Raw genomic sequence first — 25,551 nt, 5'->3', positions numbered from 1 at the left:
CTATTAGTTAGCAACAATGTTTAAAAGTTTACCGGGTATGTAAATGACTTTACGTATCGTTTTGTCATCAATAAAACGGGTTACTGTTTCGTCGCCTAGGCCTAAAGCTTCAACTTCTTCTTTGCTTGCTGTTGCTGAAACGGTAATTTTTGCACGTACTTTACCGTTGACTTGAACAATGATTAATTTTTCATCTTCAACTAAAGCACTTTCATCAACGATTGGCCAAGACGCTTCTTCAATTGAGGCGTTATTGCTTTTATCATCACCTAATGTTTTCCAAACCTCGTGACACATGTGAGGCGTAATTGGCGTTAGCATAACAATCACGGCACGAACTGCTTCTTGCATGACAGCTCTGTCTTCAACCGTGTTTAATTTAGCTTTCGACAAATGGTTCATTAATTCCATAATTGAAGCGATAGCGGTATTAAAGGTATTTCTGCGGCCAATGTCATCACTCACTTTCGCTATTGTTTTATGTAACTCACGGCGTAATTTTTTCTGCGCGCCATTCAAGGTTAATTGGCTTAACGCAGGAATTTTGCCGTGTTCTTTGGCTTGTTCGCTAAAATCAAAGGCAAGTTTCCAAACACGTTTTAAGAAGCGGTGTGCGCCTTCAACACCTGAGTCAGACCATTCTAACGTTTGCTCTGGCGGAGACGTAAACATAATGAATAAACGCACGGTATCTGCGCCATATTTACCGATAACCTCTTGTGGGTCGATGCCGTTGTTTTTAGACTTTGACATTTTGCTCATGCCTGCAGAAATAACAGGTTGGCCATCAAGCTTGCTAATCGCTGCAGTTACTGCGCCTTTTTCGTCACGCTCAACGTCTACATCAGTAGGTGAAATCCAATCTTGTCCGCCATTTTCCGCTTCACGATAATAAGTGTCAGCCAATACCATGCCTTGGCATAATAACTTTTTAAACGGTTCGTCACAGTTTACTAAACCTGCGTCACGTAATAATTTATGGAAAAAGCGTGCATACAATAAATGTAAAATAGCATGTTCAATACCACCAATGTATTGGTCAACAGGTAACCAATAATTTGCTTTAGCAGGATCGAGCATCTGCGTGTCGTCATTTGGTGAACAGTAACGCGCATAATACCAAGACGATTCCATAAAGGTATCAAAAGTATCAGTTTCACGAAATGCCTCTTCGCCATTATAAGTGGTTTTTGCCCACTCAGGGTTGTCTTTAATCGGTGACGTTACACCATTCATGATGACATCTTCAGGTAACTCAACCGGGAGTTGGTCAACAGGCACAGCTACAGATTCTCCATTAGCTAAGTGCATCATTGGAATAGGTGTACCCCAATAGCGTTGTCGAGAAACGCCCCAATCACGTAAACGATAATTAACTTTTACACTGCCTTTGTTTTCGCTGATCAGTTTTTCTGAAATCGCTTTAAAAGCCGCTTCATATTCTAAACCGTCAAATTCACCAGAATTAATTAACGTGCCTTTTTCGGTGATCGCCGCTTGACTAAAATCGTCACTTTCTGTGCCGGCAATAACTTGGGTTATGGCTAAGTTGTATTTAGTGGCAAATTCAAAGTCACGTTGGTCGTGTCCAGGTACAGACATCACAGCGCCTGATCCGTAATCCATTAAAACAAAATTTGCGGCCCAAATTGGCACAATTTCACCGGTTAAAGGGTGAATGGCTTTAAGGCCAGTGTCAGCACCTTTTTTCTCCATCGTCGCCATGTCAGCTTCGGTAGATTTATTTGTTTTACATTCAGCAATAAAATCGCTTAATGCGCTGTTATTTTTAGCAGCAGCTAATGCCAACGGGTGTTGCGCGGCAAGTGCGACGTAAGTGACACCCATTAATGTATCGGGGCGTGTCGTGTAGATATCAAAACTTTCGTCTGAACCTTCAACTTGGAAGGTCATCTCAATGCCTTCGCTGCGACCAATCCAGTTACGTTGCATGGTTTTAACTTGTTCAGGCCATTCCGTCAGTTGGTCTAAATCTGTTAATAACTCTTCAGCATAATCAGTGATTTTTATAAACCACTGCGGAATCTCTTTTCGTTCAACCAGGGCACCTGAACGCCAACCACGGCCGTCAATAACTTGTTCATTGGCAAGCACTGTTTGGTCAACAGGGTCCCAATTTACCGTAGCATTCTTTTTGTAAACTAAACCTTTTTCATAAAGCTGCGTAAAGAACCATTGTTCCCACTTATAATAATCTTTTTTACAGGTTGCTAATTCACGACTCCAGTCGTATGCAAAGCCTAATGACTTTAATTGGTTACGCATGTAATCAATATTTTCATAGGTCCATTTTGCTGGCGCTGTTTTGTTTTTAATTGCGGCATTTTCTGCAGGTAAACCAAATGCATCCCAACCCATAGGTTGCATAACGTTTTTACCTTGCAAGCGTTGATAGCGAGAAATAACATCGCCTAAACTATAATTACGCACGTGCCCCATATGTAAACGTCCACTAGGATAAGGGAACATAGCAAGACAGTAGAATTTTTCTTGGCCGGGCTTTTCTTCGGCTTTAAAGGTATTGTTTTCAGTCCAAAATTGCTGAACTTGCGCTTCGATAGCTTGGGGGTTGTAAATGGATTCCATTAAAGATTTCTCAAACACTTTAGAATGTGGTGTTCATTAGCTTGTCGATATAAATTGACCGCGATCATGAACGCATAAAAATAATGGCGATAGAATACCTTATATACCTGTGTCACATCAAGATACTGTTTTCAGGATATTAGTGTGTTACCGCTATATGTCTTAGTTTTAACAAGTTTATGTGATTAATTTTTTCTATAAATTATGTTACGACTATACTTAATATAAATCATCAAGGAGTCTATTATGAAATCAAAAAATAGTGTTTTTCAAGATCTGTACCAAGCGTTAGTTACCTGGGCTGAGGACGTTAATCAGCATGAAATTACTGATATTGTTGAGGGCGTTGAACACAGTAAGTTATACCTTAAAGCGGCAGAGGAATTACCTGAAGAGAAGGTTAAGCAGTTCGTTAATAACTTACGCCTTGATTTAAAAGAATTTATTACGCAAAACGAAGCACAAGCTAAACATTCACTCTATTTAGGCTTATTAAATGAATCTTTCTGGCAAAATATGCAATCGATCACTGATAAGTCACAAGTTGAATGGTCAGAGCTTGATGATGACTTTAAGCATCATGGTGAATATAAAAGTGGTGACTTTATTGGTTTTGGTTTATTAGAATGTCAAAACTGTAAAGAAAAAATAACTTATAATCATGCCTCTGATGTAGCTGATTGTTTTGTTTGTGGTAGTGGAACCTTCATTCGGCTACCTTTTTCTCCTTAATATCAAGGATGAAATACGACTAAAATTTACTAATTATTTAAAATCAGCGTACACTGTCAATATTAAATTTATTAACCAGCACACGCTTTTTTTTTAAGCGTTATCAGTGAGATATTGTATGCCTTCTTCCGTTAAGTTAACGTCTTCAGTCACGCGTTTACCCATTGAAAAACTCACTGCTCAGTTATCTGCTGAGCAGTTCTCTTATGCTGAAGTTACACCTGATGTTGAACAAATTATTATTGGTCATGCTCGTGCTAAAGAAGCGCTTGAATTTGGTTTGTCAATGGAGGCTCTTGGTTTTAATGTTTTTGCAATGGGGGAGCATGGCACTGGCCGACAAACCTTAATCAAGCAAATGTTAGCGACAACGGCTGGAAATAAAGAAACCCCGTATGAATGGTGTTACATCAATAACTTTGATGACGTTCATGCTCCTCATAAACTTTATGTAAGCCCCGGTGATGGCAAACAACTGCTGGCTCGTATCAATACTTTTATTGATGAGTTATTAGACTTATTTCCAGAGATTTTTGACAATCCAAGCTATCAGCGACAAAAATCAGCTGTAGATAGAGCGTTTAATAAAAAATACGATCAAGCTATTACTGAAGTAGAAGAGAGTGCTTTAAAAGATAATGTTTTACTTTATGAAGAAAGTGGCGAAATTGGTTTTTCACCTTTAGTTGACGGTAAACCTTTAAATGACAAAGAGTTCGCGGGATTAGACGAAGGAAAACGAGCTGATTTTTATTTATTGTTAGAAAAGTTAGAGAACCTTCTGTCTGAGAAGCTTATTGAATTACCACAATGGAAACGGATTTCTTCTGATAAGTTACGCAAGTTAAAAAATGAAACAGCTGAACAAGCCATCCGTCCATTCTTAAAAGAATTAGAGCTTGAATTTGCCAGTAATATTGGTGTGCTGAAGTACCTATCAAAAGTTAAAAGTCATGTGGTTGATACAGTTTTAGAAATTCTTGTTGATGAAAGTGTTGAAAATAGAAACGACAACGATGCTCGAAAATTAATGGTTGAGCAATTTTTGCCTAATTTATTAGTTTCGCGAGAACCCGATGCTGGTGCTCCGGTGATTTATGAGCAAAATCCGACTTTTCAAAATTTATTTGGTCACGTCGACTTTGCAAGTTTTCAAGGAAGTACCTATACCAGCTATCGATTAATAAGAGCAGGGGCGCTGCATAAAGCTAACGGCGGTTATTTAATTTTAGAGGCAGATAAACTCCTCAACCAACCGCTTGTGTGGGCTCGGTTAAAGTTAGCGCTTAAGTCTCAAGAAATTACCATTGAAAATCCTTATTCCGAATATAGTCAACCGGGTTCGTTTAGTTTACAACCTGAAAAAATACCATTAAACGTTAAGGTGATATTACTCGGTGATCCTGAAATTTATTATATGCTGCAAGACTACGATCAAGAGTTTACCGAATTATTTCGTGTCTTAGCTGATTTTGATCAATATCTTGAAAGCAATGAAGATAATCTCAATGATTATGCTCATTTAATACGCCAGCGTGCTTACAAATATAATTACCCACATGTGAGTAATGAAGCCGTATTAGAGTTAGTGCGTTATGCACTAAGACGCGCAGAGCATCAACAAAAAATTTCAGCCAATATTGTCCAAGTAAACGATTTGCTTGATGAAGCTTTCTACTTATGGAAGCAAGCAGGGAGTCAAGGCGAGCTAACGGCAAATCATGTCGCCTTAGCACTCGCGGCCAAACAACGCAGAACAGGCCGAATGAGCGAGGCATGGTTAGGTGAAATAAAAGAAAAGCAAGTCCTCATTGATACTGAAGGTCATCATATCGGCAAGGTTAATGGTTTAACGGTGCTAGAAATAGGGGACAGTGTTTTTGGTACGCCAGCACGAATTACGGCAACGGTTTATGCCGGTAGCGAAGGGGTTACCGATATCGAGCGAGAAGTTGATTTAGGTAAGTCTATTCATTCCAAAGGAGTGCTATTACTCACCGGATATTTAGGGCATAAATATGGCCAAGGATTCCCCGTGTCAATTTCAGCTAATTTGGCTATTGAACAGTCTTATGGACATATTGATGGCGACAGTGCCTCAATGGCTGAGCTTTGTGCACTCATTTCTGCTATCTCGTTACTGCCTATTCAACAAGGTCTTGCTATTACTGGGTCGATTAATCAGCACGGAGGTGTGCAATCTATTGGCGGCGTTAATGAAAAAATTGAAGGTTTCTATCGTTTATGTCAAGACGAAGGTTTAACTGGGAAGCAAGGGGTTATTATTCCTCGTACTAATGTCAACAACCTTATGCTAGCTGATGATGTAATAGAAGCGGTTAAAAATAATCAATTTGCCATTTATGCCGTTGAAGATATTGACCAAGCGCTAGAATTACTCATGAACGAACCTGCTGGAGAAATTAGTAGAACAGGGCGTTATCCTCGAAAATCGATTCATGGCTTGGTCTTAAATAAACTGTCTCTTTTTTCTGATTTGTTAAATGGCACTGACGAATAATTAAAATATCATCTGCCTTTGAACGACGCTAATACAGGCCACACATATAAACTACTGGCCTGTTCTTATATAAAGGTATGTTAATACTTACATAGTCCCACCAATATATTACAGGCTATGGAGGAAATTTATCTGTATTTATCCTTTAAGCATTGGGTTCCATTTTAAAGAATCAACTCGCCAACCCTATTATTTATTGTATTTGGAGTAAATACACTTTTTCGAGTGTTTTTTGAACGAATTGATATATATTACTTGAACAATGAATAAATGTCAGTATAATGCGCGCCTCGTTAACGGTGATTCTGACTTGAATTATATCTTTCACACCGGTTATACGAAATGAGTGGGGTTTTCCGCCCAATAGACTTCTTAGCTAATATTCATTATTAGCCCTATGTTCTTTAGTGAACGTGCCTTAAGTCTTCCTGGTGGTTTCCTCGTATATAACGCGGAATGTTTTGGTTATTTTTAATCTATTCCGCCACAAGAGAAGACAAAATTTATGACTACTTCTAACGATGCTCCTGTGAGCTTTGATTCTTTAGGCTTGCCTGAAACTTTATTATCTGCTGTAAAATCTATTGGTTTTGAAAATTCAACGGATATCCAAGCAAAAACTATTCCCCCATTATTAGCCGGGAAAGATGTATTAGGTGAAGCACAAACAGGTACAGGTAAAACTGCTGCTTTTGGTTTACCTGCTCTTGCCAAAATTGATGTGTCATTGAAAAAACCACAATTAATGGTTTTAGCGCCAACACGTGAATTAGCAATGCAAGTTGCTGAAGCGATCGAAAGCTTTGGTAAAAATATGAAAGGTTTATTGGTTGCTACTTTATATGGTGGTCAATCATACCAACCACAATTTCAACAATTAGAGCGTGGCGCTCAAGTCGTTGTTGGAACACCTGGTCGTTTAATGGATCACTTACGTCGTAAAAGTCTAAAACTAGGTAACTTATCTTTTTGTGTACTTGATGAAGCTGACGAGATGCTTAACATGGGTTTCCTTGAAGACATCCAGTGGATACTTGACCATTTACCAGAAACGACGCAAATGGCTTTGTTCTCTGCAACTATGCCACCAGCAATTCGTAAAATTGCTAACCGTTTCTTAAAAGATCCAGAACATATTAAAATTGCTGCCGTTAAACAGTCAAAAGCAAATATTTCTCAATTTGCTTGGAAAGTGAGTGGCATTCGTAAAATTACTGCTTTAGAACGTATAGCTGAAATCGTTGATTACGATGCGATGATAGTCTTCGTACGTACTCGTAGCGATACGGTAGAAGTTGCTGAACAATTAGAACGTGCTGGTTACCCTGCATTAGCGTTGAACGGCGATATGAACCAAGCACAGCGTGAACGTTGTATTGATCAAATGAAATCAGGTAAGTCATCTATATTGGTAGCAACAGACGTTGTTGCTCGTGGCTTAGATATTCCACGTATCTCTTTAGTGGTTAACTATGATTTACCAGGTGACAATGAAGCTTATGTTCACCGTATCGGTCGTACAGGTCGTGCCGGTCGTGAAGGTATGTCAATTGCATTTGTTCGCCCTCGCGAAATGCACTCTTTACGTCATTATGAACGTTTAACATCAGGTGTTATTAACACTTATGAATTACCAAACATAGAAGAAATTGGTAAGAAACGTATTGAACGTACACGTGTTGAAATGGCACAAATTGTTGCAGATAAAGATTTAGCAAACATGCGTGAAATTGTTGAAGCTATGGCGAATGAATCAGAGCTTTCTATGACTGACTTAGCTGCAGCTTTATTGTTCCAAAAACAATTAAATCAGCCATTACAACCAAAAGAAGATCCTAAGCCTCGTCGCGAAACTCGTGAACGTAGTGATAGTCGAAGTGACCGTGGTGATCGCGGTGGTCGTAACGAAAGTCGTGGTGGCAGAAATGAACGCGGTGGTGAACGTGGCGCTGAGCGTGGTGGTGAACGTGCTCCTCGTAAAGTTAAAGTTAACCGTACTGATGTTGATTGGCAGACATACCGCTTAGAAGTAGGTAAAGAGCATGGCGCTCGTCCTGGTGATATTGTTGGCGCAATCGCGAATGAAATCTCATTAGACAGCAGCTACATTGGTGCTATTAACTTACATGACAAGCATACTTATGTTCAGTTACCAAAAGGCATGCCTGAGAAGTCATTTGACCAATTAAAGCGTGTTAAAATTCGTCGTCAATCGTTAGAAATTACGGTTTCAGATGTTAAGACGGTTGAATCTACACCAACAACTGACCGTCCTCGTAAACGTCAAGAGCGTTCTAATCGTCCTAGCTAGTCGATAAATAAATAATAAAAAGGTACGTATATCGTACCTTTTTTTATGCCTGTAATTTGCCAAAGCTGGTGAATGTTTTACGGTGAAATACAGTTGTACACATAAGTGAACACCTGTTCTGTAAGTACTATATGGTCTGTCCTCACGTCGAATAAATTCCGAGCATATTACTCGTACATTTTTTGTTACGCGCCAGTGCCTTGTTAGATTTGTTAATCGCTTTCTCTTCGACGCAAAGCTAGTGATAATGCCTACAATGGTTCTTTAAGAGAGATAAACATGACAGATGTAAAAAACCCACTTAACCTTCGTGGTATAGAATTCACTGAATATGCAACACCTGACTCAGATTTTATGGAAAACGCATTTTATGGTTTTGGTTTTTCAAAAACGAAAACGTTTAAAGGTCGTGATATTGATTACTTTAATCAAAATGATATTCATTTTTTATTAAATAATGAAAAAGCAGGTTTTTCAAAAGAGTTTGCTAAAAGTCATGGTCCTGCTATTTGTTCTATGGGCTGGCGTGTTGATAATGCTGATTTTGCTTTTGAAGAAGCTATTAAGCGTGGCGCTAAATCTGCGGCCAATGAAGAAAATAAATTACCATACCCCGCTATTTTTGGTATTGGCGACAGCTTAATTTACTTTATTGAAAAATTTGCAGCCTCAACGACAAATCCAGGTTCTATCTACGAAGATGATTTTGAACCGATTGACGCTCCAGTGATTAACGAAGATAAAGGTTTTTTACGTGTTGATCATTTAACGAACAATGTTCATCAAGGTACTATGGAGCATTGGGCTAATTTCTATAAAGACATTTTTGGCTTTACTGATGTGCGTTACTTTGATATTAAAGGTGAGAAAACGGCCCTAGTTTCTTATGCGTTAGCATCACCTTGTGGCACTTTTTGTTTACCGATTAATGAAGGTAAAGGCAAGAAAAACAATCAAATCGATGAGTACTTAGATGAGTACAATGGTCCAGGTGTTCAACATCTAGCGTTTATCAGTGACGATTTAGTTGGCTCTTTAGATAAGCTTGATAAGAATATTATTGATACGCTTGATATTGTCCCTGAATACTACGATGATGTTTTCAAACGTATCCCTTGGGTTAAAGAAGACCACAAACGTATTCAAGATCATCAGATTCTTGTTGATAGCCAGAAAGAAAATTCGTACTTATTACAAATATTCACTAAAAACATCTTTGGCCCTATTTTTATCGAGATGATCCAACGCGTTGATGATCAAGGTTTTGGTGAAGGTAACTTTACTGCTTTATTTAAATCTATCGAGCTAAACCAAATGGAAAAGGGCACTGTTTAGTTTATAACAGTTGCTAGCGCTATTATTGAAGGTCTGCTTATGCAGACCTTTTTTATATCACTTTTTTGAGTTTTTTATTTTGTTGCGGGCAAGGAAAATAAATTAAAGTGTTTAATTGATATCTACAAGGATGGGGGTATTTAGGCAAGGTCAGTTGTATGTATTTCAACCTGCTCAAGTGAGCAAGTTAGAATATTGTTTAATAATATGTTTAATTTTTATCTGCTCATCACTTTTTTTCGCTAGTAACATGCGTTGATAATGGTTGATAGTTTTCGCTAAATATTGCTGATGAGATTTCATCGACAAGTCCCACATTATATCACCTGTTGGCGATATTTTATTTAAGGGTCTATGGATATCGGCAGATATGCCAAATTCTTTTTTTACATGAATAACTTCATAGAAACGCTTGTTATCAGTTACGATATATTCATCAATTAAGGTACAGTGATCGGCGATCAGCGTTTGTCTTACTTGATAATTGTAATGCACCGGACAAAGCATAAACTCGATGTCACTGATTGAATTCACAGGTGCTATCTGCTGAAAGTGACTTATGATCTCTTTAATAAAGTGAATGAGTAACTGACCACCCACTCCGGCAATGATCACTAATTGTTTGTCTTGGTTTGTTAGTGGTAGTTTTGCGACGTCAAGGCAATGTACCTGCCAGCGATGAAGGTAGTCGTCGCTACTAAAGTGCTGTTGTAATACAGATTCAAGGTGTGTTGTTAGTGAGGGGACAATATCAACAAAATGAATGGTGTCTGCCGCTTGGCGTTTTAATAACGTTAATCCCAAAAAACCGTGATCACAGCAACAATCCCAAATACTTTGGTAGTGAGTGCTGACCATACGGTCTATTTTTTGCAAACGATGACTGATTTTTTTCATTGATAAACTTAAACCAAATCAAACCAGTTTTTTTGTTGAGTCTCATCCAAAAAACTCCAAGCTATAAAACGACTGATTTTTTGCCCTTGCGCCATATCAACAACCTTTACTTGCTTAGCATTTGCTTTTTTTAGTGACAGCTTTAGTTGGCTTAGATGCTCTTTTTTTGAGACTAAACAAGTAAACCAGAGTACTTGATTTTTTATATTCTTACTCTCTTTTATCATGTTATTAATAAAGGAAAGCTCTCCGCCTTGGCACCACAATTCAGCATTTTGACCGCCAAAATTTAACGGTACAGTTTTATTCGCACTTGAGGCGATTTTCTCACCTTTTTTATTAGCCGCTAAATTTTTAACTTTGCGCGTAGAACCTTTGGTTGCTTCAGCCAGAGAGCGATGAAAAGGTGGGTTACACAGTGTTAATTCAAAGCGATCATTTTCTTGAACAACGCCCTTAAAGATTTGTGCTGCATTGGGCTGTGAGCGAAAAACAATTGATTTTTTTAGTTGTGTATCTGCTGAAATATTATGTTGGGCAGCAATAATTGAAGTTGGGTCTATATCGCTAGCTGTAAACTGCCATTGATATTCACGCTGCCCTAAAATAGGATAAATGCAACTTGCACCGGTGCCTATATCAAGCACAGAGACTTTCGTTTTATCCATGGTTAAAGTTGTTGGAAGTGTTGCTGATAATAAGTCAGCTAGGTAGTGAATATAGTCAACACGACCTGGGATCGGAGGGCATAAATATCCTGTTGGAATATCCCATTGCTTAATATGATAATGGTGCTTTAATAATGCTTGGTTAAGTGCTTTTACCGCGTTAGCATCAGCAAAGTCTATCGACAAGTTTTGATATTTATTGGTATGGACAAACGGCTTTAATGCCGGGGATGCTTGGCAGAGTGCTAAAAAGTCATAACCGTTATTATGACGGTTGTTTGGGTGTAAATTTTTTTTTAATGTCACGAATTTTCTCTGCTCATAAATAACAAAGAGAATTTTATCACTTCCTTTATAGCCATACCACATCAAATTTAGGCATTTTGTAAAGGGATCTGCCGCTTATAAATATAATGCGGCAAACGTTATATTATGATCTTTTTCTAAATCCCTTAAAGGTCATAATCAAGGTATTGATGCAGACGAATAACCGACTCTTCTTTAGTCGTTACATAATTAAGTTTTTCAGCCGTCGCACGAAAGGCTTGTTCTACCAAGTTAAGGAATTTACCGTATCCTTGGCTCATTTTATAATCTTTTGTAGCGATGATCATAAATTGTACTGAATCATCTAAGCAATCGCCATCGAAGTGCAGGGTAAAGATATTATTGGGTTCAAATGGGTTGACGCTTAATTTTTGTAACTCACCTGCCGCTTTGTGATCTTCTTCTAAACGACTTCTAACGATAGGTGTTAAACCATTTGCTAAAATAGCACGTTCAAATAAGTGCTGTTTATTAGCGGACTCAATAAAAGTACGGCTGATTAAATCATACAAGGGTTGATAAGGTTTAGCTTTTAATTTTTCGACATTAAGCCGTTCTTTGATACACGGTTAATGGGTAAGTCAGCTACCATATAGGTAAATAAATCTCTTTTGTCAGGAAGACTAATTGTGAGTAGAATTTTTGTTAGGGTTGTTCACTGGTCTTATCAATTAATTACTTGTTTAGGTTGATCAGTTCGTCAGTGACTGGAAAGTTAACGAATAAATATTGGTTAGTGCGCAGAGGATGGAATATAAACTTTGTGCTGATTATTGCGAGAACGAGAAATAGAGATTTGATGTCCTTATTGAATGGGTAATAAATCTGAAGACATTGTAGCAAGTAAGACTTTTATTCATATGATCTAAAAAAAGGTTAGGGTGATGGTCTTTTCTTTATGCTAAAAACTTTAAAATTAATAATATCTATTGTTTTTCATTATGTTATCTATTTTTCGGTAATAAGCGTTTTTTATTAGCTAAATCGTATTAAGTCACATGGCATCAAAAAGATATGCACCCTTAATGAAGAAAAACACGATTTGATGTTTTCACTCTCTTTATAGATAAACGTGTGTAAATTCTTTACTATCTGATTTGTCATCAATAGAAAAATAATAAAATTAAGCGCAGCTGCGTTAAATGAATAATAAAAACTATAGGAGCATTATGAAAAAGCTATTTAAAGGATTACTGGTCATTGTCATTATTATTGTTGGTGTTATGGGGTATAACCAATACAGTAATTGGAAAAATGAAAATGATTTAGCAGAGCAAGCTGTTTCACCACAAGGACAGTTACCTGACAATATTATACCGACACATTACGATTTATCATTGCGTATTAATCCAGAAGAAGGACGTTTTTCAGGTAGCGTGGCAATAAGTGTTACGCTAACTGAAGATCTCAAACAGCTTTGGTTACATGGCAAAGACTTTGACGTTAGCCTTGCAAGCTTTACGTCAGAGCAAGGAGAAACGTTACCTCTCGTTTATGAGGAAATGGGACACTCTGGTGTTGTTAGCCTAGTGTCGTCGCAATTGCTAGCGGCTCAAAACGGTATTATTTCTATCGAATTTTCAGGGCAATTAGCGGATGACTTAGCAGGTTTGTATAAAGTTGAAGAAGCTGGACTTGCTTATGTATTTAGTCAATTTGAAGCAACGGATGCACGTCGTGCTTTTCCAAGTTTTGATGAACCACGATTTAAAACCCCCTTTGATATTCAACTAGAGGTAAAGTCACATCATCAAGGTGTTACGAATACTCCGCAAATAAATGAAAAATCATTAAGTGATGGTTTTAAAAAACTGACGTTTAGCACCACTAAACCACTGCCTACTTACTTAATTGCTTTTGTCGTTGGCGAAGTCGATATCGTTAACTACACCAATATTCCAGTTTCTAAGATACGTGATCGGGAAATCCCTTTTCGTGGTATTGCCACAAAAGGAAAAGGCAAGGAAATGGAATATGCTTTAGCAAATACCGCAAGTATTTTAGCCGCATTAGAAGCTTATTTTGATATGCCATATCCTTACGAAAAGCTTGATATAGTCGCGGTGCCTGATTTCAGCGCTGGAGCTATGGAAAATGCAGGATTGATCACCTACCGAGAACAATTATTATTATTAGGTGACAATCCTTCGCTAAGCCAACAACAAAGTTATGTTGGTACACATGCACATGAATTAGCTCATCAATGGTTTGGAAATTTAGTCACGATGCGTTGGTGGGATGATCTATGGTTAAACGAATCGTTTGCTACTTGGATGGCAAATATGACAATGCAAAAATGGAATCCTGAGTTTGGTTTTGAGCGCGCTATGGTACGTGGCGGCCACGGCGTTATGAATCAAGATATCTATGCCGATACCAGGCAGATTAGAGAACCGATCAGGCACAATGGTGATATTGACAATGCTTTTGATGGTATTACTTATCAAAAAGGTGGTGCGGTATTACAAATGTTTGAAGCTTACGTTGGGCCAGAAAGTTTTCAAAAAGGTGTGCGTGCTTATATGAAAAAATATGCTTTTGGTCATGCGTCTGCTCAAGATTTTATTGGTGAAATCGAAGCTTTTTCAAAGCAAGAAAATATTAAAGAAGCGTTTAACAGTTTTTTAAATCAACAAGGTGTGCCTTTAGTTAATGTTGATTATGAATGTAATAACAATCGAGTGCACTTTAGCTTGACGCAAGAGCGTTACCTACCTGTTGGGGCGCGTTCATCTAAGCAAAAGTCTTGGACGTTACCCGTGTGTTTGAATGTTATAGGAAAAAGTGAGAACAGTAAAAGTTGTATGTTGATGACGGATACTCAGTCGACATTAACGCTTGAAAATTCGGAATGTCCGGTTGCGGTCATGCCCAATTTATCAGGTAAAGGCTATTATCGTTGGTCATTACCCGACGATAAGTTGTCATCGCTATTAGCAAATATGTCACGAGTTAATGCTTCAGAGAAATACAGTATTGCCAGTATGCTTACTGCTGAATTTGAAGCGGGGCGTATTGATGTGAAAACCTATATCAATGCTATAGCGCCTTTTGCTGGCGCAGATGATTGGGATTTAGTTACCCAGCCAGTTGGCATGATAAAGTTTATAGCAGAGCGAATTGCTAAGGGAGAACAACAACAAATATTACTCGATTATCTCAGCGAGCTATATCAGCCGGTATTGGATCGCGTCGGTCTAAAACCTGACACTGAATTAGATAGAACTCACCCTAATGACGCAAAAATGTTGCGTATGCAAATAGTCAGTTTAATGTCTATGGGCTTAAAGCAACCAGCGTTGCTTAAAAAACTGGCAGCAATGGGTGTAGCTTATAGTGGCTATTCGGGTGAATTGATGGGTAAGGGAGAAGGTGATGGGAAACTTCATCCAACAGGTATTGACCCTGATACTATTGGTATCGCACTTGCTAGCGCTGTAGAAGTGCATGGTATGCCATTTGTTGATTATTTATTGACCTTACTCGATGAGAGTGATGACGGTACATTTAGGCAGCGAATTTTAGTGGCTATCGCTATGTCTGAAGATGAGGCTATTAGTGAGAAGGTACTTGATTTAGTCACCTCTTTTTCATTGCGGGTGAATGAACGTATTACTCTATTAATCACACATTTGCAGCGTAAGAAAAATACTAAAAAAGTGTACTTGTGGGTAAAAAGCAATTTTGAACTGGTTGGTCTGTTGATACCTAAGCAATATTTGTCACAATCACCTTTAATTGCGAATGGTTTTTGTAGTAAAGCAATGCAGCAAGATGTAAAAGCATTTTTTACACCGAAAACTGATGAAATACCCGGTTTAGAAAGAAACTTATCGAAAACCTTAGAGCGAATTGAAATATGTAGTGCTATCGTATTAAGGCAGGCAGACAATCAATTTTAGCCAAATTTATTTATATTGAAATTAAAATAGCGTGATAACAATCACGCTATTTTTTGATCACAATAAATGTAATTACATGATGTTACTGAACTAAAAAAGAAAAAATATTCAAACTTCAGCTTTATCAAAGAGATTGTACCTATTGAAATTTATTAATGAGTTGAAAATAAACCACTCGCCCAGTATGCTACGCGACCCGTTTTAGACTCAGTGGTATAAATAAACAATGATTGGTTTTGATTACGGCACTTCAAATTGTGCTGTCGCAGTAATGGAAAATGGCCAGCCAAAGATATTATCTTTAGGCGAACATGGTAAGTATATTCCTTCAACGCTTTATGCTCCGAGTCGAGATATTATTGCTCATTGGTTATGTCAGCAATTAAATGAAGAACAACAGCCTCTTTTTAAAGAGCAACGGGCTTTACCGTTAAGAAAAGGCCAAAATGTATTACGAGAGCTAAAGCTTGATGGTATACCAAGTGATTTGTCGTTTGGGCAAGCGGCTTTAAATTTGTACTTGGAAGATCCTGAAGAAGGTTATTACATCAAATCACCTAAATCTTTTTTAGGCGCAAGTGGCTTAGTTGAAAGCCAAGTGAATTTGTTTGAAGACATTGTTGCGGCAATGATGAGTAATATAAAAACACTTGCAGAAGAAAATCAGCAAAAAGAAATAACGCAAGCTGTTATTGGTCGGCCAATAAATTTTCAAGGCTTAAAAGGTGAAGAGAGTAATCGTCAAGCATTAACTATTTTATCGAATGCTGCTAAGAGAGTCGGCTATAAGAGCGTTGAATTTCAATACGAGCCAGTGGCTGCTGGTTTTGAATACGAAGCGAGTTTACAAGAAGAAACTAAGGTATTGGTTGTTGATATTGGCGGTGGTACCACCGATTGCTCAATGCTGTTGATGGGACCAAAATTCAAAGACAGCGCTTCAAGAGAACAGCATTTGCTCGCACATACGGGGGTTCGTATTGGCGGCAATGATTTTGATATCCAATTAGCGTTAAAAGGCATAATGCCTAGCTTAGGTATGAATGATACGTTGAAAACTGGTAAACCTATGCCTGTTAATAGTTTTAATCAAGCCGTGGCGATTAATAATATTAATGAACAAACTAATTTTTATAGCCAAGCAAATTATCGTTATTTGCAAACGTTGCAACGTGACGCTCAACAGCCTGATGTATTTTCGCGTTTATTAAAGGTACACCAGCAAAAATTAAGTCATCGAATCGTTAATGGGGCAGAGCAAGCAAAAATAGGGTTAACGGAACATGATTCTCAGCAAATATACCTTGATGATTTAGCTGGAAATTTAAAAGTAGAGGTAAGTCGTGCCTTAATGTTAACAGCAAGTTCGGCTCAATTGAAGCAAATTGCTCTTTTGATGAATGAATGTGTTGTGCAAGCAAATTGCCAACCTGATGTTATTTTTGTGACAGGAGGCTCAGCAAAATCACCGGTATTAAATCAGTTCTTACGTGATCAAATGCCAAATACTCCACTGATTGTTGGCGATCATTTTGGTAGTGTAACGGTTGGTTTAGCGCGTTGGGCTGAAAAAGTATTTCAATAAAATTGAGATTTTAGTGCAATTACCTTGTAATTGTACGCGCAACAATGTTAAAAATAATATAAGGAGTAGTCACTGGTTTACATTTAAAAAGGAATTGATATGTATGCAAAAACGTTAAATTTTATTTGTTTTTTTTACTGCTTCTTTGCTTTCAGTGGCTTGGCCAATAATTATCAGTCAATCGCTGTTAAAACCAATGAAATTGTTGCGGGCAAGGCGCTTCATCAATATGCAAATATTTGGTGGCAGTGGACCCGCACTATGGGGGATGAAAATTCGCCGGTGCGTGATAAAACAGGGCAGTATTGTGATGTTAAGCAAAGTGGTGATGTTTGGTTTTTAGCGGGGGGTTATGGCACCTCAAAAATCAAACGTCATTGCATTATTCCTTATGGTAAATATATATTTTTTCCTATTATTAATATGGGCTATTGGCCAGAAAGGGATGTCAGTAGAACCTGTGAAGAAGTAAAGCAAGAGTCAGCATTAAACAATAGTGAATTATATTTTGTTTATGCTGAACTTAACGGTTACTCAATTCCTAATATGCGCAATAATCGAATAAAATCAAATAATTGTTTTGATTTACATGAACTCCTTGCAGAAATAGAACCAACAAAAAAAGTTTATCCTGCCGCTACAGATGGTTATTGGCTCATGCTAAGACCCTTGTCTAAGGGAATACATTCGCTAAAGTTTAATGCGCAATACCATCATCAAACCGCTATTCATGGCAACATGATGCAAGATATTGAATATACAATTGAAGTGAAATAATCCGCAATCTTTTAAAAATGCTCATCAACAGCTCACTTTCATTAGAATATGGTGATACAAGATATTGAATATACAATTGAAGTGAAATAATCCGCAATCTTTTAAAAATGCTCATCAACAGCTCACTTTCATTAGAATATGGTGATAGAAGATATTGAATATACAATTGAAGTGAAATAACCCGCAATCTTTTAAAAAGTCTTATCTAGAGCTCACCTTTATTGGAATATAGTGATGCAAGATATTAGATATACAATTGAAGTGAAATAGGCATTGAACATGTTTAAGCATAATTTTACAATAGCTTATCATTAATACCATATCAGTCAATTATGTCCTCAGATACCTTAGGCGCAAGCCTTAATTATAAGTCAAAAGAAAAAGGCTACCGTGACCGCGCCTTAAAATTATTCCCTTGGGTGTGTGGTCGCTGTGCTCGTGAGTTTGTTTATTCAAACCTGATGGAGCTAACCGTACATCATGTTGATCATGATCATACAAATAACCCAAACGATGGCAGTAATTGGGAACTGTTATGCATTTATTGTCATGATAACGAGCACGCTAAATACACCGACCATGCGCAATATAAAACTGAAGTTATTGCAGGTGATACTAACCAAGATACCGCAACTTATAATCCGTTTGCTGACTTAAAATCAATGCTTAAAAAATAATTTATTATATTTCAATACGGTTACAAATTTTTTTTCATTTTTTTAGTAAATTACTATTGTTTTTTCTTGGTATAACCCCGAGTATATTAAGTGTAGACAATTTCTTTCTTAGTAAAAGGTAACATTATGAAAATAAATATTTCCGGTCACCATGTTGAAATTACTGAAGGCATCAAGCAGTCAATTGAGGCCAAGTTCCAAAAAATTGCCAAACATTATCCAAGCCTTATGAGTATTAGCTCAATTATTACCGTTGAGCCTCATCAACAACGATTAGAAGTTTCTACTCACTACGAAGGTAGTGAAATCTCCGTACAAGCATCAGGAAAAGAGTTGTATGCTGCTATTGCAAGTGCCGCAAAGAAGTTACAAGCAGCCCTTGCGCATCGTAAAGGTGTATTAGCCGCAAAGTTACATAAAAAGTATCAAGTTGAACAGTCAGATGCATTTTTACTTGTGGAGTAAATGCAATTATACTCGCTTGCAGTGTTAATGATAAAGGTTGCTATAAGCAGCCTTTTTTATGTTCAGGAAGAACGGTATGTCGTGATGCCATGGATGGCAAGGAATGACCATGTTCAGGAAGAACGGTATGTCGTGATGCCATGGATGGCAAAGAATGATGATGTTTATAATTAACGTTGTTTTCAGTGAGGAAACCATTGGCGGGGTCAAGTTTATTAACCTTACTTGACGATGTTGCCATATTATCAAAAGTAGCAGCAAAGAAAACTGTCAGCGTACTTGGAGACAATTTAGCACTCAATGCTGAACAGGTTTCAGGTGTAAAAGCTGACCGAGAGTTGCCCGTTGTGTGGGCTGTAACTAAAGGCTCGCTGTTAAATAAACTGATTATTGTCCCAACGGCTTTAGCTATTCGTGCTTTTGCGCCACCCTTGATTACTTTTTTGTTAGTTATTGGCGGACTCTTTTTATGTTTTGAAGGTTTTGAAAAGGTTTTTCATCAAAATGAACGTTCCCAGCAAGGTAAAAAAGAGGCGCATAACACAAAATTATTGGCGCTAGTTGATGAAAGTGTCGATTTAGTGGCTTTTGAGCAGGAAAAAATTAAAGGTGCGATTCGCACCGATTTTATTTTGTCAGCCGAAATTGTTGTTATTGCCTTAGGTACGGTGCAAGGAGCAACTTTTGGCATTCAAGTGGCGGTAGTTTTTGGGCTCGCACTTACTATTACGTTTGGTGTTTATGGTCTTGTTGTCGGTATTGTAAAGCTTGATGATTTAGGTCTTTATTTATTAAGAAAGTCAGTGTCGGGTCGATTTAATACCATGCAACGTGCTTTAGGGCGTGGTTTACTTATTTTCGCTCCAGTGTTAATGAAGACGTTAGCTGTGGTTGGTACCATTGCGATGTTCCTTGTGGGTTGTGAAATTTTAGTCTATAGCTTTGCATGGTTACACAAAAAGCTGCACCATTTTGTTGAATTCCTCGCTAATTTTTTAGGGACTATGGCTGAGGTTGTTGTACCTACTTTAATCGAAGGGATCTTAGGTGTTATGGCTGGAGGGAGCGTTTTATTAGCGGTAACATTGGCGAAGTCACTTAAAAAGACATCTTGATTTTTTATTATCTTCACTATAATGTTTAACGCAATGTAGCTGGCGTATATTCATATGCCCAGCTACATGTTTACTTTACTTAGTTACCTATTAAGCCTTTAATATGTTCAACAACACTCCTTCCTAAAGCACTTAAGGCATAGCCTCCCTCAAGTATTGATATGATTCGACCTTCGCTGTGCTTATCAGCAATAACCTTGAGTGCATCGGTGATCCACCGATAATCGCTTTCAGTTAGACTGATTTGCGACATCTCATCTTCAATGTGAGCATCAAAACCTGCTGAAATGAAAATAATTTGCGGTTTGAATTTTTCTAAAGCAGGCAACCAATGCTTACTAATCGCTTCTCTAAACTCAGGCCCTTTGCACGTTGCAGGTAATGGCGTATTAATAATAGGAGGCGTATCACTTTCTTGCATTTCAAAGGGATAAAAAGGGTACTGATAGCTTGAACAGAATAAGTAACCGGCTTCTTTGTTATTTGCTGTTGCTCGTTTAATGATATCTTCTGTGCCATTACCGTGATGCACGTCAAAATCAACGATAGCAACGCGCTCTAATTGATATTTATCTTTTGCGTAGGCGGCGGCAATAGCAATATTATTGAAAAAACAAAAACCCATGCCTTTATCATATTCTGCATGATGTCCTGGTGGGCGGGTAGCACAAAAAGCAGCATTTAAGGTTTTATCCATCACTAAATCAACGGCATTAATTGCCGCGCCTGCCGATAAAAGTGCTGCGGATAATGTGTCAGCATTCATACTTGTGTCGTCATCAATACGAAAAATAGCTGCTTTGTTGTCTATATCTGGAGCATTATCAAAAATATGTTGGATATATTTTGTATCATGGGCGAGTGAAATTAAATCTCGGTCAATAGGGGTGGCGTCGTATTGTCGAATAACACATTCAAGACCACTACGTATGAGCTGATCTTGAATTGCCCCCATTCTTTTCGGACTTTCTGGGTGATAATCTCCCATGTTGTGACCATTACATTTATGATGACCAATTATACCAACTGTCATTTTGCTTCCTCTGTGTCTGCTGCTTTCGTATGTTCTAGTTGTAACTCTAAGTTAAGTTCGTCCATTTCTTCAGAATACTTTCGAATAAAGCCTGCTTTTTCAAATACCTTTAACATAGGTGCATTATCTCGGCGAACACACGCAATAAGCTTATCTAATTGTCGTATAGTGGCAATTTTTATTATTTCGTCTAATAACGTTTTTGCCATTCCTTTGCCTCGTTTATCTTCGCTGATAACAAAAGCAACCTCACCACAATTATGACTCTCAATATAGTAATAGCGGCCAACCGCATGAATAACATCAGCTAAATTAGTGCGCTGGGTAAAACACAAAGCTAAGTCTTTATGTTGGTCAACACTCACGAGCTTGCAAGCGTTCTCACGAGTCATTTGCGTAGCATGGTGGTTATAACGCATGATCAATGTTTGTTTGGTATGCGAATAGAAAAATTCTTGCAAGCGGCGTTCATCAGCAGGAGCTAATGGTCGCAAATAATAATTAATCTCGCCAAAGGTGAACTTCTTTAGTTCTATTTCGCCTAATTCAGGTACGGAAGTGGGTGAACCCTCTTGATATTCAGGCACCCAATAGTTTTTGCGGACATCTTTTAAGAGTTGTTCGCGAAATTTAGGGTGAGCAATACGAATGAGCTCTAAAGCCCTTTCACGGATACTTTTACCTAATAATGAGGCAATACCATATTCGGTAACAACATAAGCAACATGGCCTCGAGAAGTCACCACACCGCCACCTTCAGTAATATGAGCGACAATACGAGAAATTTGACCGTCTTTAGTTGTAGAAGGTAGCGCAATAATAGGTCTACCACCCTTGCTTAATGAAGCACCACGCACGAAATCAACTTGACCACCAATGCCACTGTAAAAATGATAGCCAATTGAGTCGGAAACAACCTGTCCGGTTAAATCTACTTCAATGGCGCTATTGATAGAAATCATATTGTCATTTTTTGCTATGTTTACAGGTGAATTTACATGTTCTGATGGATAAAACTCAACATGAGGGTTGCCGTCAACAAAGTCATATAAGCGTTGCGTACCCATACAAAAGGTCAGTACTGCTTTACCTTTATGGAAGGTTTTTTTACGGTTGTTAATAACACCTGAGAGCATTAAGTCAATCACGCCATCAGAAATCATCTCACTATGAATACCTAAATCTTTGTGGTTCGCCAAATACCGTAAAACGGCTTCAGGAATTTTTCCTATGCCTATTTGTAAAGTTGAGCCGTCATCAATGAGCATTGAAACATATTGTCCTACTTGTTCTGCGACACGGTCAATGGTGGGTTGTGGGAAAACAGGAAGTGTTTGCTCGGCTTCTAGCCATGCATGTATCTGATTAACATGAACAAAGCTATGGCCATTAGTGCGTGGCATCTTTGAGTTAATTTGTGCAATAACATAGGTTGCTGATTTCACTGCCGATGAGACGATATCGACACTAACACCCAGTGAGCAATAACCATATTCATCTGGAGGACTCACCATGATTAAAGCGGCATCAAGTGGTAAAACATTTTCACGAAATAAGCGGGGAATATCAGAAATAAAGCTGGGAGTGTAATCAGCCCGGCCTTCAGCAATGGCTTCACGAATATTTTTCCCACCAATAAATAACGCATTTACTTTGAATAGATCTTTGTGTTCAGGCGTCGCCCACTTATTATCAGAGAGCGTTAAAATATGTACCGTTTCTATGTCGTGTAATTTAGCGCTATTAGCAATTAAGTCGTCGATTAAGGCGTTGGGAACAGCGGCATTAGAGCCAATAAAAATTCGATTACCGGACTTTAGAAACTGATCCCATTTTACTTTTTTCTTGTCTTGGTCGAATAATGACATAGTAAGTCGCTCTTATTAATGATGATAAATAAAGTATGCCGTAACTGAGAAATACTTTATTGATTATAATCAAGGCAACTGAGTATAACGTAACGTGCTTGTAAATCGACTTATACCTTAGTCTTAACCCTTGATTATCTATTTAGGGGGTATTAATTTAGTGCGATATTTAAGTAAAGATAAAAAAATCGAGCTACATTATAAAGTCATTTGCTAGCATCATTACTTTTTATTCGCTTTTATGAGAGGTTAATATAAAGGATAAAGCTGACCCAACTTAATGTTAAAAGCGACCAAGGTAAGTTGAGTGATTTTCTTGTTTGTGGTCTTTCATCGATATTATTTGTGGCGAGTTTTTCTTGGTTGTTCTTTTCTCTTAATAGTGATTTTTTAGCTTTATCTCGCTCTCGTGATTTCTTCCCCTGTTGCTTTTTATATTCGGCAATACCTTTTTCAATGCCTTGAGCAATAAGCTTGGTTTGTTCTTTGGTTTGCTTGGGTTTTTGTATACTTTTGGCAACTTTTTGTGCTTCTACTTGACGTTCTTGCGATTGTTTATGCATCATTTATTTTATTATCGTCTAATATTCATATCATAAGGATGAATTTATAAGAACCTCACCGGTTGATCAAGGCTTATCTTAACTTTTTAAAGTGATAAATCATGCGTATGTCAACCTAGGTAGTTGTTAAACTTTGACTGAATATTGCCTTGTTTTATGACCTTATTATTTAAAAATAATTTACTTATTTTACTTATTTTACTTATTTTACTTATTTTTATTAGTATGGATAGTTATGCATATAATGAAAATGAAGCGAAAACTTCAGAAAAAGAACGACCTGTCATTCAGGTGGTATCTGAAATTTATCCGCCTTACCAAGTGATTAATGAAATCGGTGAGCTTGGGGGACTGTCTGTTGATAAAGTAAAATTACTCTTTCATCGCTGTCTATAAATTATCAGGTAAAGATATTTCCGTGGGCACGAGGTTATCAATTAGCGTTAACGCAACCTAATCTCTTTATATTTTCGTTGTTAAGGACACAAGAAAGAGAGTCTTTATTTCGGTGGGTAGCACCATTATGTTTGATAGAATTTTCATTTTATCGGTCAAAAAGCAGACCTGACATTCAACTGAATTCAGTAGCCGAAGCAAAAAATCACCTTATTGATGCACAAAAAGGGCAAGCATCAGCGGAGTATTTATTAAGGCTAGGTTTTGAACCAGAAAAGAATCTGTCTATTTCTTATAATAACGATAATTTTATTCAAATGTTAGCCTTTGACCGTGTTGAACTGATTGTTCTCTCTTCAACATACTTTACATCACTCATAGCAACAAACTCACCTTATGCTGACAAAATAGAACCTGTTTTTTCTATCAATTATTTAACGCGTAATTTTTATTTAGCGAGTAGATTTAATACCTCAACAGATTTGATTAATCGACTTGATAAAGCCTATGATGAATTAGCGCCACAATTTTATGGTAATTGTAAATAACAAGCCTTATTTTTTGCTTGATGGGTTGGTTAAATTACATGGATAATGGTTAAAAGTACTAAATCATAATGTCTTTTATGTTTTTTTATTACCCTATATATGTAAGTTATTGTAATTTATTATTATTATTGATGGTCTGTTTATTGCTTTATTTTCAATCGTATTTTAACTGTTTAAAGGAATAATAAGATGGCCGTTAACATTGCAGACCGACCTATCGATAAAGTAAGAGAAGAGGTTGTTGACCAATTAGTGATGAATTATAGTCACGGTGAGCTTTCACATGAAGCTTTTGAAAGACGATTAGACCAAGCAATGGCTTTTGAATCAAATGAAGAGCTTGTTTCACTTGTTGCAGATTTAGACTTAACCGTCGATCAAGAATATATAGAGAAGAAAAAGGAAGACTTTCGCTTTAATTATGCTTCTACTCCAACTGATGAAAGTGATTTACTTGTTAATATTTTTAGTGGAAGTGGCCGCAGTGGCGAATGGCGTGTCGCTAAAGAAATTAAGTCAATAAATATTTTTGGTGGTTGTGATATCGATTTTAGTGAAGCCATATTTACGCAAAGAGAAGTTACGGTAAAAGTCTTTTGTTTGTTTGGTGGCATTGATATATATGTGCCTGAAAATGTGAAAGTCGTTTCAAAAGCTTTTTGTGTTTTTGGTGGTGTCGACAATAAAGCGCCATCTACTGATTATATTGATGCCCCCACCATTTACGTTGAAGGAGTCGTGTTATTCGGAGCTTTAGATATCACCCTTAAACGTACACTGAAAGAACGTTTTATCGCTTTTGCTGATGGTTTAAAAGATATATTTAATTAGCTTTTATTATTTATACACTTTATTGACTTCGGCAAACCTTTTATAAATCCCTTATGTTATTTTTAGTCTTAACAAAGTAGAGGGGATAAAGTGACTGATAAGCAAACGATTAAATTACTAAAAGTGATGATGTTTTTTGGCCTTTTTCTTTTCTTACTTGGCTATTATCTTTTATCTTATGCGGATCTGCCTGAAAAAATGGGCGTAAAAGGTATTATTATCTGCGCTGCCTGTATGGCTTTTGGGTTGATTTTTTCATTACCTACAAAAATGTATCTAACCTTTTTATGGGTTAAACGAGAGAATGATCAAACTTGTAAATATAAAGCACAAAAAATAGATAAAAAAAACGCGAGCACGTAATATGCTCGCGTTTTTTGTTAAATGAAACTG

General features: G+C 37.4%; 21 protein-coding genes. 14 read left to right on the top strand and 7 right to left on the bottom strand.

Annotated features, from left to right (window positions below):
* Positions 1–3: 3 nt before the first annotated feature.
* A complete protein-coding gene (gene leuS / locus H4J52_RS17255) occupies positions 4–2,607 on the bottom strand; it encodes a leucine--tRNA ligase (protein WP_182182012.1) in 2,604 nt (867 codons plus the stop codon).
* Positions 2,608–2,853: 246 nt separating this feature from the next.
* On the opposite strand from leuS, the gene H4J52_RS17250 reads away from it, so the two are divergent.
* From H4J52_RS17250 to hppD, 4 genes are all read left to right on the top strand, one after another.
* Positions 2,854–3,339 (top strand): zinc ribbon-containing protein, encoded by a 486-nt coding sequence (locus H4J52_RS17250; RefSeq protein WP_182182013.1) that lies wholly within the window; start codon positions 2,854–2,856, stop codon positions 3,337–3,339.
* Positions 3,340–3,457: 118 nt separating this feature from the next.
* A complete protein-coding gene (locus tag H4J52_RS17245) occupies positions 3,458–5,860 on the top strand; it encodes a Lon protease family protein (RefSeq protein ID WP_182182014.1) in 2,403 nt (800 codons plus the stop codon).
* Between the two features lie 505 nt (positions 5,861–6,365).
* The gene (locus tag H4J52_RS17240) at positions 6,366–8,171 is read left to right on the top strand and encodes a DEAD/DEAH box helicase (protein ID WP_182225299.1); all 1,806 of its coding nucleotides are present in this window, start codon (positions 6,366–6,368) and stop codon (positions 8,169–8,171) included.
* A 279-nt stretch (positions 8,172–8,450) separates the two neighbouring features.
* Complete coding sequence (hppD, locus tag H4J52_RS17235) at positions 8,451–9,506, top strand: 4-hydroxyphenylpyruvate dioxygenase (protein WP_182182016.1); 1,056 nt, start codon at positions 8,451–8,453, stop codon at positions 9,504–9,506.
* A 174-nt stretch (positions 9,507–9,680) separates the two neighbouring features.
* Here hppD and H4J52_RS17230 read toward each other — a convergent pair whose 3' ends face one another.
* The 3 genes from H4J52_RS17230 to H4J52_RS17220 form a co-directional block, all read right to left on the bottom strand.
* The gene (locus H4J52_RS17230) at positions 9,681–10,403 is read right to left on the bottom strand and encodes a tRNA (adenine(22)-N(1))-methyltransferase TrmK (RefSeq protein ID WP_182223372.1); all 723 of its coding nucleotides are present in this window, start codon (positions 10,401–10,403) and stop codon (positions 9,681–9,683) included.
* Positions 10,404–10,411: 8 nt separating this feature from the next.
* Complete coding sequence (rlmF, locus tag H4J52_RS17225; protein WP_310649598.1) at positions 10,412–11,377, bottom strand: 23S rRNA (adenine(1618)-N(6))-methyltransferase RlmF; 966 nt, start codon at positions 11,375–11,377, stop codon at positions 10,412–10,414.
* Between the two features lie 146 nt (positions 11,378–11,523).
* Positions 11,524–11,961 carry a DUF3083 family protein gene (locus H4J52_RS17220; RefSeq protein ID WP_182182130.1) on the bottom strand — a complete coding sequence of 146 codons (438 nt, stop codon included), beginning with the start codon at positions 11,959–11,961 and terminating at the stop codon, positions 11,524–11,526.
* A gap of 606 nt (positions 11,962–12,567) precedes the next feature.
* Here H4J52_RS17220 and H4J52_RS17215 point away from each other — a divergent pair.
* From H4J52_RS17215 to H4J52_RS17190, 6 genes are all read left to right on the top strand, one after another.
* Positions 12,568–15,300: a M1 family metallopeptidase gene (locus tag H4J52_RS17215; RefSeq protein ID WP_182182018.1), complete on the top strand. Its 2,733-nt coding sequence runs from the start codon at positions 12,568–12,570 to the stop codon at positions 15,298–15,300.
* Positions 15,301–15,526: 226 nt separating this feature from the next.
* Complete coding sequence (gene yegD, locus H4J52_RS17210) at positions 15,527–16,885, top strand: molecular chaperone (RefSeq protein WP_182182019.1); 1,359 nt, start codon at positions 15,527–15,529, stop codon at positions 16,883–16,885.
* Between the two features lie 99 nt (positions 16,886–16,984).
* Positions 16,985–17,662, top strand: coding sequence for a hypothetical protein (locus H4J52_RS17205; RefSeq protein WP_182182020.1), 678 nt, complete (start codon positions 16,985–16,987; stop codon positions 17,660–17,662).
* Between the two features lie 332 nt (positions 17,663–17,994).
* Positions 17,995–18,339: a YajD family HNH nuclease gene (locus H4J52_RS17200; protein WP_182182021.1), complete on the top strand. Its 345-nt coding sequence runs from the start codon at positions 17,995–17,997 to the stop codon at positions 18,337–18,339.
* 126 nt (positions 18,340–18,465) lie between these two features.
* On the top strand, positions 18,466–18,804 hold the full coding sequence (gene hpf / locus H4J52_RS17195; protein ID WP_182182022.1) for a ribosome hibernation-promoting factor, HPF/YfiA family: 339 nt from the start codon (positions 18,466–18,468) through the stop codon (positions 18,802–18,804).
* A gap of 197 nt (positions 18,805–19,001) precedes the next feature.
* Positions 19,002–19,919 (top strand): DUF808 domain-containing protein, encoded by a 918-nt coding sequence (locus tag H4J52_RS17190; protein WP_259366515.1) that lies wholly within the window; start codon positions 19,002–19,004, stop codon positions 19,917–19,919.
* 79 nt (positions 19,920–19,998) lie between these two features.
* Here the strand turns inward: H4J52_RS17190 and H4J52_RS17185 are convergent, their stop codons facing one another.
* The 3 genes from H4J52_RS17185 to H4J52_RS17175 form a co-directional block, all read right to left on the bottom strand.
* Positions 19,999–20,952 (bottom strand): histone deacetylase family protein, encoded by a 954-nt coding sequence (locus tag H4J52_RS17185; RefSeq protein WP_182182024.1) that lies wholly within the window; start codon positions 20,950–20,952, stop codon positions 19,999–20,001.
* Positions 20,949–22,820, bottom strand: a complete 1,872-nt coding sequence (locus H4J52_RS17180; protein ID WP_182182025.1) for a GNAT family N-acetyltransferase — start codon at positions 22,818–22,820, stop codon at positions 20,949–20,951. The genes H4J52_RS17185 and H4J52_RS17180 overlap by 4 nt, the downstream gene beginning before the upstream one ends.
* 239 nt (positions 22,821–23,059) lie before the next feature.
* A complete protein-coding gene (locus H4J52_RS17175; protein WP_182182026.1) occupies positions 23,060–23,386 on the bottom strand; it encodes a DUF2956 domain-containing protein in 327 nt (108 codons plus the stop codon).
* 153 nt (positions 23,387–23,539) lie between these two features.
* On the opposite strand from H4J52_RS17175, the gene H4J52_RS17170 reads away from it, so the two are divergent.
* From H4J52_RS17170 to H4J52_RS17155, 4 genes are all read left to right on the top strand, one after another.
* Positions 23,540–23,779, top strand: coding sequence for a hypothetical protein (locus tag H4J52_RS17170; protein WP_182225298.1), 240 nt, complete (start codon positions 23,540–23,542; stop codon positions 23,777–23,779).
* A gap of 131 nt (positions 23,780–23,910) precedes the next feature.
* On the top strand, positions 23,911–24,327 hold the full coding sequence (locus H4J52_RS17165; RefSeq protein ID WP_339379418.1) for a hypothetical protein: 417 nt from the start codon (positions 23,911–23,913) through the stop codon (positions 24,325–24,327).
* A 189-nt stretch (positions 24,328–24,516) separates the two neighbouring features.
* Positions 24,517–25,158, top strand: coding sequence for a LiaF domain-containing protein (locus H4J52_RS17160; protein WP_182182028.1), 642 nt, complete (start codon positions 24,517–24,519; stop codon positions 25,156–25,158).
* A 90-nt stretch (positions 25,159–25,248) separates the two neighbouring features.
* Complete coding sequence (locus H4J52_RS17155) at positions 25,249–25,521, top strand: hypothetical protein (protein ID WP_182182029.1); 273 nt, start codon at positions 25,249–25,251, stop codon at positions 25,519–25,521.
* Positions 25,522–25,551: the final 30 nt, after the last annotated feature.

Origin of the sequence: Colwellia sp. MB02u-14, assembly GCF_014076915.1 — a bacterium.
Classification (GTDB): domain Bacteria; phylum Pseudomonadota; class Gammaproteobacteria; order Enterobacterales; family Alteromonadaceae; genus Colwellia_A.
The sequence above is the reverse complement of the archived record's forward strand: the minus strand, read 5'-3'. Positions and strand labels throughout refer to the sequence as shown.